General features: G+C 71.9%; 9 protein-coding genes and 1 pseudogene. 2 read left to right on the forward strand and 8 right to left on the reverse strand.

The genetic code is table 11. The features are described 5' to 3' along the window. Positions 1 to 72: 72 nt before the first annotated feature. The 3 genes from tsf to LZ495_RS25650 form a co-directional block, all read right to left on the reverse strand. Complete coding sequence (gene tsf / locus LZ495_RS25640) at positions 73 to 906, reverse strand: translation elongation factor Ts (RefSeq protein ID WP_235055246.1); 834 nt, start codon at positions 904 to 906, stop codon at positions 73 to 75. A gap of 152 nt (positions 907 to 1058) precedes the next feature. After that, the gene (rpsB, locus tag LZ495_RS25645; RefSeq protein ID WP_235055247.1) at positions 1059 to 1955 is read right to left on the reverse strand and encodes a 30S ribosomal protein S2; all 897 of its coding nucleotides are present in this window, start codon (positions 1953 to 1955) and stop codon (positions 1059 to 1061) included. Between the two features lie 302 nt (positions 1956 to 2257). Further along, a complete protein-coding gene (locus LZ495_RS25650; RefSeq protein ID WP_235055248.1) occupies positions 2258 to 3910 on the reverse strand; it encodes a glycoside hydrolase family 71 protein in 1653 nt (550 codons plus the stop codon). Between the two features lie 408 nt (positions 3911 to 4318). On the opposite strand from LZ495_RS25650, the pseudogene LZ495_RS45355 reads away from it, so the two are divergent. Next, positions 4319 to 4840 (forward strand): annotated as a pseudogene (locus LZ495_RS45355) (peptidoglycan DD-metalloendopeptidase family protein); the annotation flags it as partial. Between the two features lie 180 nt (positions 4841 to 5020). Here LZ495_RS45355 and LZ495_RS25655 read toward each other — a convergent pair. The 3 genes from LZ495_RS25655 to dusB form a co-directional block, all read right to left on the reverse strand. After that, entirely contained in the window at positions 5021 to 5653 is a 633-nt protein-coding gene (locus LZ495_RS25655) for a TetR/AcrR family transcriptional regulator (RefSeq protein ID WP_372498650.1), read from the reverse strand. A 453-nt stretch (positions 5654 to 6106) separates the two neighbouring features. Further along, a complete protein-coding gene (ppdK, locus tag LZ495_RS25660; RefSeq protein WP_308268646.1) occupies positions 6107 to 8893 on the reverse strand; it encodes a pyruvate, phosphate dikinase in 2787 nt (928 codons plus the stop codon). A gap of 294 nt (positions 8894 to 9187) precedes the next feature. Then, positions 9188 to 10366 (reverse strand): tRNA dihydrouridine synthase DusB, encoded by a 1179-nt coding sequence (gene dusB / locus LZ495_RS25665; protein ID WP_235055249.1) that lies wholly within the window; start codon positions 10364 to 10366, stop codon positions 9188 to 9190. Between the two features lie 293 nt (positions 10367 to 10659). Here dusB and ybiA point away from each other — a divergent pair, with 293 nt between their 5' ends. Then, a complete protein-coding gene (ybiA, locus tag LZ495_RS25670) occupies positions 10660 to 11199 on the forward strand; it encodes a riboflavin biosynthesis intermediates N-glycosidase (protein WP_235055350.1) in 540 nt (179 codons plus the stop codon). A gap of 116 nt (positions 11200 to 11315) precedes the next feature. Here ybiA and LZ495_RS25675 read toward each other — a convergent pair whose 3' ends face one another. Beyond that, positions 11316 to 11849: a carboxymuconolactone decarboxylase family protein gene (locus LZ495_RS25675; protein ID WP_235055250.1), complete on the reverse strand. Its 534-nt coding sequence runs from the start codon at positions 11847 to 11849 to the stop codon at positions 11316 to 11318. A 292-nt stretch (positions 11850 to 12141) separates the two neighbouring features. Beyond that, positions 12142 to 13524: a glycine--tRNA ligase gene (locus LZ495_RS25680; protein ID WP_235055251.1), complete on the reverse strand. Its 1383-nt coding sequence runs from the start codon at positions 13522 to 13524 to the stop codon at positions 12142 to 12144. Positions 13525 to 13590 lie beyond the last annotated feature (66 nt).

A 13590-nucleotide genomic window follows, 5' to 3' on the forward strand; every position in this document is an offset into this window, starting at 1 on the left:
TTCACCGCTGGTGGTGCCGGTGTGGCAAGCGAAGCGGGGCCGACCGGACGACCGGCCCCGCGTCGGGGTCGGTCAGACGCCGACCTTGATGCGCGCGAAGCGCTTCAGGGTCACGCCGGCCTCGTCCAGGACCTTCTGGACGGTCTTCTTGCTGTCCTTCGCGGAGGACTGCTCGAGGACGACGTTCTCCTTGTAGAAGCCCGTCACGCGGCCCTCGACGATGCGGGCGAGCGCGGCCTCCGGCTTGCCCTCCTCGCGGGCGGTGGCCTCGGCGACGCGGCGCTCGTTCTCGACGATCTCGGCCGGGACGTCCTCGCGGCTCAGGTAGGTCGGCGCGAACGCGGCGATGTGCTGCGCGATGTCCTTGGCGACCTCGGCGTTGTCGCCGGAGAGCTCGACCAGCACGCCGATCTGCGGGGGCAGGTCCGGGCTGGTCTTGTGCAGGTACGCGGCGACGAAACCGTCGGCGAACTGCGCGAAGCGGTCCAGCACGATCTTCTCGCCGAGCGTGGCGTTGGCCTCGTCCACGTACACCTGGACGGTCTTGCCGGCCTCGATCTCGCTCGCCAGCAGGGCGTCGAGGTCGGCCGGGGAGGTCGCGGCGACGTGGTTGGCGATCGCGTCGGCGACGGCGATGAACTTGTCGCCCTTGGCGACGAAGTCGGTCTCGCACTTGAGCTCGACGAGGACGCCGGACTTGTTGCCGTCGAGGACGGCGACGACGGCACCGTTGGAGGCCGAGCGGCCCTCGCGCTTGGTGACGCCCTTCTGGCCCTTGACGCGCAGGATCTCGACGGCCTTGTCCAGGTCGCCGTTCGCCTCTTCGAGGGCCTTCTTGCAGTCCATCATGCCGGCGGCGGTGAGCTCGCGGAGCTTCTTGACGTCCGCGGCGGTGAAGTTCGCCATGTCAGATCTCTTCTTCTCGCGTGTCGTCTCGCGGTGGGTTCTTGCGGATTCGCGCGGACGCCTGCCGGCTGCCGGGAACACCGGCACGGACACAGCCCGCACGAATGCGAGGGGCACGCTCGGATTCCCGGCGTACCCCCCGCATTACGGCGTCAGGACTGCTCGGACTCGGCGACCTTCTCGGTCTCGGCCGACTCCTGGACCTCGGCCTCGGCCGCGGCCTCGGCGACCGGAGCCTCGGCGGCGGGCGCCTCGGCGTCGTCGGCCTTCTTCTCGCCCTGCAGCTGCTCGAGCTCCCACTCGGCGAGCGGCTCGCCGGCGGCGACCTCGGGGGCCTTCACGTCGGCCTGCGACGCACCGGCGCGGGCCATGAGGCCCTCGGCGACGGCGTCGGCGATCACGCGGGTCAGCAGCGTGACGGAGCGGATCGCGTCGTCGTTGCCCGGGATCTTGTAGTCGACCTCGTCCGGGTCGCAGTTGGTGTCGAGGATCGCGACGACCGGGATGTTGAGCTTCCGGGCCTCGCCGACGCCGATGTGCTCCTTCTTGGTGTCGACGATCCACACCGCGGAGGGCACGCGCTGCATGTCGCGGATGCCGCCGAGGGTCTTGTCGAGCTTGTCCTTCTCGCGCTTGAGGACGAGGAGTTCCTTCTTCGTCATGCCCGAGCCGGCCACGTCGTCGAAGTCGATCTCCTCGAGCTCCTTCAGGCGCTGCAGGCGCTTGTGGACCGTCGAGAAGTTGGTGAGCATGCCGCCCAGCCAGCGCTGGTTGACGTAGGGCATCCCGACCCGGGTCGCCTGCTCGGCGATGGCCTCCTGGGCCTGCTTCTTCGTACCGACGAAGAGGACGGTGCCGCCGTGCGCGACCGTCTCCTTGACGAACTCGTAGGCCCGGTCGATGTAACCCAGCGACTGGATGAGGTCGATGATGTAGATGCCGTTGCGCTCCGTGAAGATGAAGCGCTTCATCTTCGGGTTCCAACGGCGGGTCTGGTGCCCGAAGTGGACGCCGCTCTCCAGCAGCTCCCGCATCGTGACGACGGCCATGGCCGTGCTCCTCGTGGTACGCCCCGCGAACTTGCCCGGGGCCTGCTCGGTTGTCCGCACCGGCGGGTGCCGGCGCGCCTGACGCCCGTGACACCGCGCCGGGATGGACTCCCGGACCGAGAGGTGTCCCACCGGATCCGACATCGGATCTTTGCTGGTCACGACGTGACCGGCAGAGCGCCGGAGGACCCGTAGGTGGGCGTGCGAAGTCGACCCGGAGGTCCGGGCCGCTGTCGGAAGTGTACGGGACCCGGCGACCAGGCGGCCAACCACGCTCCCGCACCCCCGCGAGCAGGCCTGCGTCACGGGCGCGCGCTGCCGGCCGCCACATATTGGAGGTCTTGTATGGACGTGTTCTGCGTCAGCGGAAAGGGTGATGTCACGGTCGCGACCGCCGCCGTGCCCCGGGTCGCGGTCGCGGTCTGCGCGCCGTAACCGAGCGGCACCAGATGGGCACTCGGGCCGGCCGGGGCCTGGACGTCGCGGACCTGAGTGCCGGACTGCGCACGTATCGCGGCCGGTGCGGTCAGGAAGGCCAGGACCTCGGCGGTGTCGCGGGGTGGCGTGCTGCCGCCGCGCGGTGCCATGAACTTGGTCTGGCCTGCCGCGCCGGGCCGGGTCGCGGCGAATTGCTTGCGGTGCGTCAGGTATATGACGTCCCGCACGACGGCCGGCTGCTTTCCGGTCTTGAACCACGTCAGGTAGTACGCGGATATATCCAGGTAGACACGGCCGTTATGGACGGAGGGCGCGAACTGCGTTCCTTCCGAATAGTCGTTCCAGGTGGTGAGCTGCACCCAGTCGGCACCCTTGTCGATCGCACCCTGCCAGGTGGCCCGGAGATTCTCGGTGTTGCCGGCCTCGTCGAAGATTCCCTGATTCGGCCGCTCGTCCTGCACCGATACCGGCTGCATCCAGATCTTGCCGAGCCCGTGCGCCTTGGCCGCATCACCGGCTATCCCCGCCTGGGCCTTCGGACTGCGGTTCCCCCAGACGGAGAAGCCGTGGCTGATCGGCGCGAACGCGTCCGCATTGGCCCCGAGATTGAGGAACACCGGGACCAGGGCGACCTTCTTGCCGTGGTTCGCCTCCATCGCGGCCATGAAGTCCCGCCACCACTGCGCCGGGCGCTCCTCGGCCTTGAACGGCGAGACCACCAAGCGCCCGTCGCCCAGCGTCTGCACGGACTTGGACCCGGCCAGACCCGCCAGCGCGGCCGCGAGGCCGGCCGGGTCCAGTCCCTTCACCTGCGTCGCGGTCATGTCCGGCATGAGCACGATCCGGAAGCCGGGGTCGACTCGTTCCGCCGCCTTCACGAGCAGTTCGACGCGCTTGCGGTGCGGTGTCCCCGGCGCGAGGTTGAGCAGGTCCACCGTGAAGCCGTCGATCCCCGCGGAGACCGCGGTGCGGACTTCGGTCTCCATGTCCTGCAGTTCCCAGTCGCCGGGCAGCGGCGCCCGCGGCACCGGGCGGTCGCGCAGCAGCCCTCCGTACGGCTGGTGCTTGCCGTTCTCGCCTGCCGGGTTGAGGTAGTGCTTGGTGTAGTAGTCGTCGGCGCCCTGCGCGTTGTTGAGCGAGATCGGGTACGGCGTGAAGTAGTGCGCGAACACCTTCTTGGGCGAGGACCGCAGGGCCGCGGTGCCCGGCATGTCGAAGGGCAGCGGGCCCGATGCGGCAGGCGGGGTGCCGGGCGCCGGAGTGGACGCAGGCGGCGTGGCGGGCGCGGTGGTGCCGGCCGGCGACGAAGGGCCGCCGGTGGGAACGGTGGTGCCGCCGCCGGAGGTGCCGGTGGCGGTCGGGCGCGCACTGCCGGAAGGCGCAGGGGCCGACGAACTCCCGCCCTTGGGCGGTGACTCCGGATCGCAGGCGGTCGCGGCGGCCAGGGAGGCGAGTGCGAGGCCCACCGCGGCGGAGGCAAGGCGGCGCCGGCGGACGCGTGCGGGTGTGGCGGGCATGGGTGATTCCCCGTTCTTTCGCTGCGCAGGTGATGGAAGCAGTCGGGACATGCGACCAGTGCAAGCGGAAACCCAGAACCTATGACTCGTGGCGCCGGCGGAATATCCGCCCGGCGCGAAACAGCGGGAAAGCGGACCTGATTGCGTCCCTCGTGCTCGTCCCGCTCCGCACGTCTTCGACATTACGCGAGCCGAAGTCCGGGGCGGTGCGCGGCGATCGAGTTGTCCACAGCCCGGAAGCGGCGGAACCGTTTCTCCACAGATTTCCCGGCATTTGCGGTCGGCCTCGGGAAAATCCCGCATTCTCAGGTCATGACGCCCGATACGCCGAAGCCCGGCAGGCCGTTCCAGGCCGTTCAGTCCGCTCGATCCGCTCGATCCGTTCAATCCGCTCGGTGCACTGTGCCCATGCGGTCCGCCCGTGGGTGCCTCCGCCTCGTTCGCGGTTCACCCGCGGCAGTCGCGGTGGGTGCCCTCGTGGTGTGCGCGCTCGCTGCCGCGGCCGCGGGGGTGCCGCTTGCGGTCGTCGCGCTGGCGGTCGCGGACACCGGCCTCGGGCCTGGTCCCGCGGCGCCCGCCTCTCCCTCCGCGGGAGCCCGCGCGGGAGCGTCCGGCCCTTGGGTGTGGCCGCTGGCGCCGCGCCCGGAGGTGCTGCGGCCCTTCGCGCCGCCCGAGCACGACTGGCTGGCCGGGCATCGCGGCGTCGACCTGGCCGGGTCCGCGGCGCAGCCGGTGCGGTCGGCGGGGGCCGGGGTGGTCGCGTTCGCCGGGGTCATCGGCGGCAAGGGCGTGGTCGCGGTGCGCCACGGGCGTCTGCAGACCACGTACGAACCGGTCGCGGCCGCGGTCCGAGCCGGAGACGTCGTGCCGGTCGGCGGCACCTTGGGGACCCTCGCGTCGGCACCGCCGCACTGCGCGCAGGTGTGCCTGCACTGGGGGCTGATCGACGGCCCCTCGGGCGCAGCGGCGCACGGGCCGCCGCGCTACGCGGATCCGCTGGCGCTGCTGCGCGGCCGCAGGGTCCGCTTGTATCCGCCGTACGGGCCGTTGCCGACCCTGCCGCTGCGAGGGCTCCCGGCGCCTGCGGGCACCGGACGTGCACGCCGCCGGTCAGCCGGCGGTCGGCACCGGCTCTTCGCTGTCGGCGTCGGTGCCGGCGGCCGGGTCGGCGGTGTCGGCCGGGTCCGCGGCGGGCGGGTCCGGCAGCCGGACCTCCGCGACACCGCCGAGCACCAGGCCCAGGGTCGCGGCGGTGACCTCGGCGCCGTCCGCACCGCACTCGATGCGGCGGACCGCGGAGTCGACCATGCCCTGCACGAGCGAGGCGACCAGCATGGGGTCCGGGTGGCCGAGGTCGGCCAGCGCGTTGACCACCAGCTCGACGATGCGGCCGTGCGCGGCGCGGATCCGCTCGCGGGCGTTGGCGTCCAGTTCGCCGGTGGAGATCGCCACGACCACGCGGTGCGTGCGGTCCCCGACCAGTTCGAGCTGCCGGTGGACGTACGCCGCGATCTTCTGGGCGGGGTCGTCCACCGCGGCCATCGCGTCCTCGACCTCGGCGACCCAGGCGGGCAGGTCGACCGCGCAGAGTTCCTCGACGACGGCGGCGCGCGAACGGAAGTACTCGTAGACGGAGGAACGGGCCAGGCCGGTGCGCTCGGCGAGGGCGGGGAAGGTCAGTGCGGCGAACCCGCCCTCGTCCAGAAGCGCACGGGCGGCATCGAGCAGCGCGGCATGTTGCATGGCGCGGTGCTCGGCGACGGATGCTGCTCGTATCTTCGGCACGGGATCACTGTAGAGCGTCGGCGCGGCAGGGTTCCAAGGGTGGCCGCATCGCGCATGTTTTGCGGCCAAGCCGACGGATTCCCCCCGAAAGTGTCGGCATCCGAGCGAGCAGGGCCCGACGAACCGGTGAAGCCGACGAAGCCGGCGGGCTCGTCGGCGTCGAGGGGGTCGGTGAAGTCCGCGGGCTCGGCCTGGTCGACGAGGTCGGCGGGGTTGGTGGAGTCGGAGGGCCTGGTGGGGTCCGCGGAGCCGGAGGGCCCGACGGTCACGAAGGAGTCGGCGCGGTCGGCGGACCGGGTGGGGTCCGTCGAGTCGGCGATCACCGCAGGGCCGGTCTCGTCGGTAGGCGCTGCGGGGTCGGCCCGGCCGGCGCAGGTGGCGGGGCCACGCGGGCCGGCCGGGCCGTCGGTGTCAGCGTGTGTCGCCTCCTCCGCGGGCTGCGTCCCCCATGACTGCGGCCCGCCCGGCCTCCAGCCGGGCGACCGGCAGGCGGAAGGGCGAGCAGGAGACGTAGTCCAGGCCGGTCTCGTGGAAGAACCGGACCGATTCGGGGTCGCCGCCGTGCTCGCCGCACACGCCGAGCCCGAGCCCGGGCCGGGCGGCCCGGCCTTCCTCGGCGGCCAGCGCGACCAGGCGGCCGACACCGTCGCGGTCCAGCGTCTCGAAGGGCGACACCCCGAAGATGCCGGCCGCGAGGTAGGCGGTGAAGAACGACGCCTCCACGTCGTCGCGCGAGAAGCCCCAGGTCGTCTGCGTCAGGTCGTTGGTGCCGAACGAGAAGAACTCGGCGGCCTCGGCGATCTGGCCCGCGGTCAGGGCCGCACGCGGCAGCTCGATCATCGTGCCGACCGGGAAGGACAGAAGGGCGGCGTCGAGGCCGGTCTCCGCGGCGACCGCGGCGAAGACCTGCTGCGCCTCGTCGCGGATGATCTCCAGCTCCTGCACGCCGCCGACCAGCGGGACCATGATCTCGGGGTGCGGCATGCCGCCCTCGCGGAGGCGTTCGGCGGCGGCCTCGGCCACCGCCCGGATCTGCATCGCGAACAGGCCCGGGATCACCAGGCCGAGGCGGACGCCGCGCAGTCCGAGCATGGGGTTCTGCTCGTGCAGCCGGCGTACCGCGGCAAGGAGCGTGCGGTCCTCCGCGCGGTCGTCGCCGCGGGCCTCGGCGAGGGCGACCCGGACGGACAGTTCGGTGAGGTCCGGCAGGAACTCGTGCAGCGGCGGGTCGAGCAGCCGGATGGTGACCGGCAGGCCGTCCATGGCGGCCAGGATCCCGGCGAAGTCGCGGCGCTGCAGCGGGAGGAGGGACTCCAGTGCGGCGGCGCGGCCGTCGTCACTGTCGGCGAGGACCAACCGCTCGACGTACTTGCGGCGTTCGCCCAGGAACATGTGCTCGGTGCGCAGGAGTCCGATGCCCTGCGCACCGAACCGCCGGGCCCGGGCGGCGTCTTCGGCGGTGTCGGCGTTGGCGCGGACGAGCAGGCGGCGGGACCGGTCGGCGTGCGCCATCATCCGGTGCACGGCGCCGACCAGCCCGTCCGGTTCGTCGTCCGCCGCGCTGCGGTGCCCTTCGAAGTAGTCGACGACCGGGGACGGGACGACCGGGGCCTCGCCCAGGTAGACGTGTCCGCTGGTGCCGTCCACGGAGATCAGGTCGCCTTCGGCGACCTCCACGCCGCCGGGTGCGGTGAAGCGCCGCTGCACCGGGTCGACGGTGAGCGCCTCGGCCCCGCACACGCAGGTCTTGCCCATGCCGCGGGCGACCACCGCGGCGTGCGAGGTCTTGCCGCCGCGGCTGGTGAGGATGCCCTCGGCGGCGACCATGCCGGCGAGGTCGTCCGGATTCGTCTCCCGGCGGACCAGGATCACCCGGTCCCCGCGCTCGGCCCAGCGGACCGCGGTCTCCTGGTCGAAGACGGCGCGGCCGACCGCGGCCCCGGGGGACGCGGCGATGCCCTGGGCGATGCGGCGGACCGGCGCCTCGGCCGCGGCGGACTCCGCAGCTTCGCCGGTGTCGTCGGCGAAGCGGGGGAACATCAGCTGGGCGAGCTGGGCTCCGGTGACCCGGCGCAGCGCCTCGTCCTCGCCGATGAGCCCCTGGTCGACCAACTGGGCGGCGATACGGAACGCCGCCTCGGCGGTGCGCTTGCCGACGCGGGTCTGCAGCATCCACAGGGTGCCGCGTTCGATGGTGAACTCGATATCGCAGAGGTCGCGGTAGTGCGCTTCGAGGGTCGCCATGATGCGCAGGAGGTGGTCGTAGGACGCCTTGTCGAGGCGTTCGAGTTCGGCGAGCGGGACCGTGTTGCGGATGCCCGCGACGACGTCCTCCCCCTGCGCATTGGCGAGGTAGTCGCCGTACACCCCCTGCTTGCCGGTCGCCGGGTCGCGGGTGAAGGCGACGCCGGTGCCGGAGTCGGGTCCGAGGTTGCCGAAGACCATCGCGACGATGTTGACCGCGGTGCCCAAGTCGTCCGGGATCCGCTCCTGCCGCCGGTACAACCGCGCCCGGTCGCCGTGCCAGGACGAGAAGACCGCCCGGACCGCCAGGTCGAGTTGGACGCGCGGATCCTGCGGGAAGTCCTCCCCCGCCTCCTTCGCGACCAGGTCCTTGTAGACCGCGACCAGCGTGCGCAGGTCCGCGGTGTCCAGGTCCAGGTCCGACGCCGCCCCCTTGGCGCGCTTCGCCGCCTCCAGGCGCTCCTCGAACAACTCCCCGTCCACGTGCAGGACGGTCTTGCCGAACATCTGGATGAGCCGCCGGTAGGAGTCCCACGCGAACCGCTCGTCGCCGGCCTGCGCGGCCAGCCCGGCCACGGAGGCGTCGGACAGCCCGATGTTGAGGACGGTGTCCATCATCCCGGGCATGGAGAACGCGGCCCCGGAGCGCACCGACACCAGCAGCGGGTCGTCGGGCTGCCCCAGCGTGCGGCCCATCTCGCGTTCCAGGTCGGCCAGATGGGCGTCCACTTCGGCCCGCAGGCCGGCGGGCTCCCGGCCGGCCTCGAGGAAGGCGCGGCAAGCCTCGGTGGTGATGGTGAACCCGGGCGGCACGGGCAGTCCGAGGTTGGTCATCTCGGCAAGGTTCGCGCCCTTGCCGCCGAGCAGGTCCTTGAGGTCCTTGTTGCCTTCGGCGAAGGCGTAGACGAGCTTGGGAGGGTTCGGGGTGTTCGTGGTTCGCGGAGCGCCGGTGATGCCGGGAGCGCTCGGATTGTTCGGGGTGTTCGGCACGGGTATCCCCCTCGCGCACGACGGAGGGCCGCCTGACCACCGCCGCACGAAGCCGAGGGAGGCTTCGTCCAAGAACCGGCGGTGCCCGCGCGGCCCAATTGCCCTGATGGCCCGGAGCGTACCCGTCCGGACCGGCGGGCCACGCCCTCCCCTCAGGATCGCGCCACCGCCGACGTCCGGCATCCCGAGCGGCCTGCGGTCAGGACCGGCGGGCCGCGGGCCGGCGCCGGAGCGGGCGCGGAGGGGGCGCGGAGGGGGTCAGCCGCCGGAGTGGTCGAGTTCGGCGTCGCTGGGCGGGATGGCGCATTCGGGGTCGTCGAGCCAGCCTTCGGGGAGGACGACCTTCTTGCCGCCTGCGGTGCGGCCGCGGGGGCCGTCGGCGCCGGCCGGCCAGGGCTGGTCGAGGTGCAGGCCGGCGATGAGCTCGTCCAGCTGGGCGAGGTTGCCGACCATGGCGAGGCCGCGGCGCATCTCGGAGCCGACCGAGAAGCCCTTGGTGTACCAGGCGACGTGCTTGCGGAAGTCGGTGACGCCGCGCTCCTCGCCCATCCACTCGCCGAGCAGTTCGGCATGCCGGCGCATGACGGAGGCGACCTCGCGCAGGGCGGGCCGGGCGCGGTCCTCGCTGCCCTCGAAGATCGAGACGAGGTCGCGGAACAGCCACGGGCGGCCGAGGCAGCCGCGGCCGACCACGACGCCGTCGCAGCCGGTCTCGCGCAGCATGCGCAGGGCGTCGTCGGCGTCCCAGATGTCGCCGTTGCCGAGCACCGGGATGTCGACGGACTCCTTGAGCCGGGCGATCGAGCTCCAGTCGGCGTTGCCGCCGTAGTGCTGCTGCGCGGTGCGGCCGTGCAGCGCGACCCAGGTGACGCCTTCGTCCTGGGCGATGCGGCCGGCGTCCAGGTAGGTCAGGTGGTCGTCGTCGATGCCCTTGCGCATCTTCATGGTGACCGGCAGATGCCGGGCGTTCTTGACCGCGGAGCGCAGGATGTCGCGCAGCAGGTTGCGCTTGTACGGCAGTGCGGAACCGCCGCCCTTGCGGGTGACCTTGGGTACCGGGCAGCCGAAGTTGAGGTCGATGTGGTCGGCCAGGTCCTCGTCGACGATCATCGCGACGGCCCGGCCGACGACGTCGGGGTGCACGCCGTACAGCTGGATGCTGCGCGGGCGTTCGGTCTCGGCGAAGCGGATCAGCCGCATGGTCTTGTCGTCGCGCTCGACGAGCGCGCGCGTGGTGATCATCTCGCTGACGTAGAGCCCCGCCGGCCGGGCTTCGGTGGCCATTTCGGCCTGCTCCTGGCACAGCGTGCGGAACGGCGCGTTCGTGATGCCTGCCATCGGGGCCAGGACGACGGGCGGCCACACCTCGACCGGGCCGAGGCGCAGCGGCGCGAACTCGGTCGCCGCAGGGGTCGCGGCGGCGGGAGTCGTGGTCATGGCGGTGGCAGCTCCGGATCGGCGGCGGACGGATCCCTCCATTGTCACCCACGTGGTCCATCCGGTTTCGCACCCGCGATGCGCAAGTTGTCCTCAGATCGAGAAAAACCAGTGGCGAGGCGTCGGGACGCGCTGCCACGATGAGAGCGCAGGAGCAGTGCGGGACGGGATGGGCTGGGGGCGACATGGGACTCGAGGCGAGGGAGGCGGCGGACGTGCGCGATTCCGTGGAGGTGTCTGAGGTGTCCGAGGCGCCCGGGGGGCTTGCCGAGCCGCGTGATGTGGCGTCGCTGATGGAGTTCGCGACGCCGGAGCGGCGGGTGAAGTTCCTGCACTTCTGGGGGCACCAGGCGCAGGCGGACGGCTCGGTCGGCGCGGGGTGCCTGAGCCAGTGGTGGCCGTCGCCGTTCACGGTGGACGGGGTCGAGTACGCGACGGCCGAGCACTGGATGATGGCCGGCAAGGCGCGCAAGTTCGGCGATGCGGAGGCCGAGCGGCGTGCCGTGGCCGCATCGCACCCCAAGGCCGCGAAGGCCGTGGGGCGCCAGGTCCGCGGCTTCGACGAGGCGACGTGGGTGGCCGGCCGGTTCGCGTTGGTCGTCGAAGGCAACGTGGCCAAGTTCGGGCAGCACCCCGACCTGCTGGCTTATCTGCTGGGGACGAACACGCGCGTGCTGGTCGAGGCGAGCCCGATGGACCGCATCTGGGGCATCGGGCTCGCGGCGGCGGACCCGCGCGCCGATGATCCGGCGCAGTGGCGCGGGCTCAACCTGCTCGGCTTCGCACTGATGGAGGCGCGGACGCGGCTGCGGAACGCGCCGCCGGAGGCGTAGTCGGCAGCCTGCGGCCGATCGCTCTGGTGAACCGCCGGGCCGCCCCTGATGAAGGGGGCGGCCCGGCGGTTCCGTGCGAGCGGCGAACGGTCCGCGCCGACGCGCGAACGCCGCGGTCAGCCGGTGTAGCCGCGTGCGGTGATGCGCCGGGCCAGGCCCGCGAGCATGCCGGGGTCGGTGATCGGTGCGGCGCCCAGGGCGTCGGCGTAGCGGTTGATCATGCTGAACGCCGCGGCGATCAGGACCGCGTCGTGGATCTCGCGGTCGTCGGCGCCGGCTTCGCGGGCCGCGTCGATGTCCTTGGCGGCGACCGCGCTGCCGGATTCGCGGACCAGGGCGGCGATGTGCAGCAGGGCGCGCAGCTTGGGGGTGATGTCGGCCCGGTCGGGGTCGGCCTTCACCTGGGCGACAAGGTCGGCGCCGCCGGGCAGTTGGACGGCGGCGATGGCGCTGTGGCCGGGGGCGCAGACCTGGCAGTCGTTGAGCTCGGAGACGTAGGCGGCGATGAGTTCGCGCTCGCCGGGGGCGAGCGTCCCGGGGCCGCGCAGCAGGGTCTCGACAAGCTGGTTGATCGGCGCGGCGGTCTCGGGTCGGTACGCGAACAGGGCGGCGATGCCGGGTGCCTGGTTGCCGAGGTCGATGTGGGCCATGGGCGCTCCCCCTCCGCGCACCGCCGGGCGCGGGGCGCGCGGCCCAGGTTCTCATGATCGACAGCGCGTGAGGAGGGGAAGCGGAGAAGCGCTGAAACGAGCAACCACGCGTAGGGCCTGCGGCACCGGGCAGGGGTCCGCCGCACAGGGCGGGTGACGACGGGCCCGGCGTACCGGTGCTCGCGCACGGGCCGGGCCCGCGGCGCAAGGCGGCGTGACGGCGGAGGGCCCGGCGCACGACCGCTCGGGAGCAGTCGTGCGCCGGGCCCTCCGGCACGTGTCGAGCGGCTGGTCAGCAGCCGATCAGGCGCGGGGCGAGGTACTCGCGGACGCGGTCGAGGCCGACGCGCTCCTGGCCCATGGTGTCGCGGTCCCGGATGGTCACCGCGTTGTCCTCGAGGGTGTCGAAGTCGACGGTGATGCAGAACGGCGTGCCGATCTCGTCCTGGCGGCGGTAGCGGCGGCCGATGGCGCCCGCGTCGTCGAAGTCGACGTTCCAGAACTGCCGCAGGTCGGCGGCGAGGCCGCGGGCCTTGGGCGACAGGTCGGCGTTGCGGGAGAGCGGCAGCACCGCGGCCTTGACCGGCGAGAGGCGCGGGTCGAGGCGCATCACGACGCGCTTCTCCATGACGCCCTTGGCGTTGGGCGCCTCGTCCTCGCTGTAGGCGTCCATCATGAACGCGAGCATCGCGCGGTTGACACCGGCGGCCGGCTCGATGACGTACGGCATCCAGCGCTCCTTGGTCTCCTGGTCGAACCAGGAGAGGTCGTTGCCGGAGTGCTTGGAGTGCGTCGACAGGTCGTAGTCGGTGCGGTTCGCGACGCCCTCGAGCTCGCCGAACTCGTTGCCGCCGAACTGGAAGCGGTACTCGATGTCGGCGGTGCGCTTCGAGTAGTGCGACAGCTTCTCCTTCGGGTGCTCGAAGAAGCGCATGTTCTCTTCGCGGAGGCCCAGGCCCGTGTACCAGTTCCAGCGCTCTTGGAGCCAGTACTCGTGCCACTGCTCGTCCTCGCCCGGCTTGACGAAGAACTCCATCTCCATCTGCTCGAACTCGCGGGTGCGGAAGATGAAGTTGCCCGGCGTGATCTCGTTGCGGAAGCTCTTGCCGACCTGCGCGATGCCGAACGGCGGCTTCTTGCGGGCCGCGTCCGCGGTGAGCTTGAAGTTCACGAAGATGCCCTGGGCGGTCTCCGGGCGCAGGTACGCGCGGCCGGACTCGTCCTGGACCGGGCCGAGGTACGTGGTCAGCAGGCCGTTGAAGAGCTTCGGCTCGGTGAAGGTGCCCTTGTTGCCGCAGTTCGGGCAGTTGAGGTCGGCGAGGCCGTTGGCCGGCGGGTTGCCGTGCTTGGCCTCGTACGCCTCTTCGAGGTGGTCGGCGCGGTAGCGCTTGTGACACGAGGTGCACTCGGTCAGCGGGTCGACGAACGCCTCGACGTGGCCGGATGCCTCCCACACCTCGCGAGCGAGGATGACCGACGAGTCGAGACCGACGATGTCGTCGCGCGAGGTGACCATCGAGCGCCACCACTGGCGCTTGATGTTCTCCTTGAGCTCCACGCCGAGCGGTCCGTAGTCCCAGGCGGCCTTCTGGCCGCCGTAGATCTCGCTGCACGGGAAGACGAACCCGCGGCGCTTGCTCAGCTGGACGATGGTGTCGATCTTGTCGGCGGCCACGATGCTCTCTTCGGTGCGACGATGCGGTCAGTGACGGTGTTCGCACAGGGTACCGGCGTCAAGGGG

The sequence above is a fragment of the Yinghuangia soli genome (genome assembly GCF_021502675.1).
Taxonomy (GTDB): domain Bacteria; phylum Actinomycetota; class Actinomycetes; order Streptomycetales; family Streptomycetaceae; genus Yinghuangia; species Yinghuangia soli.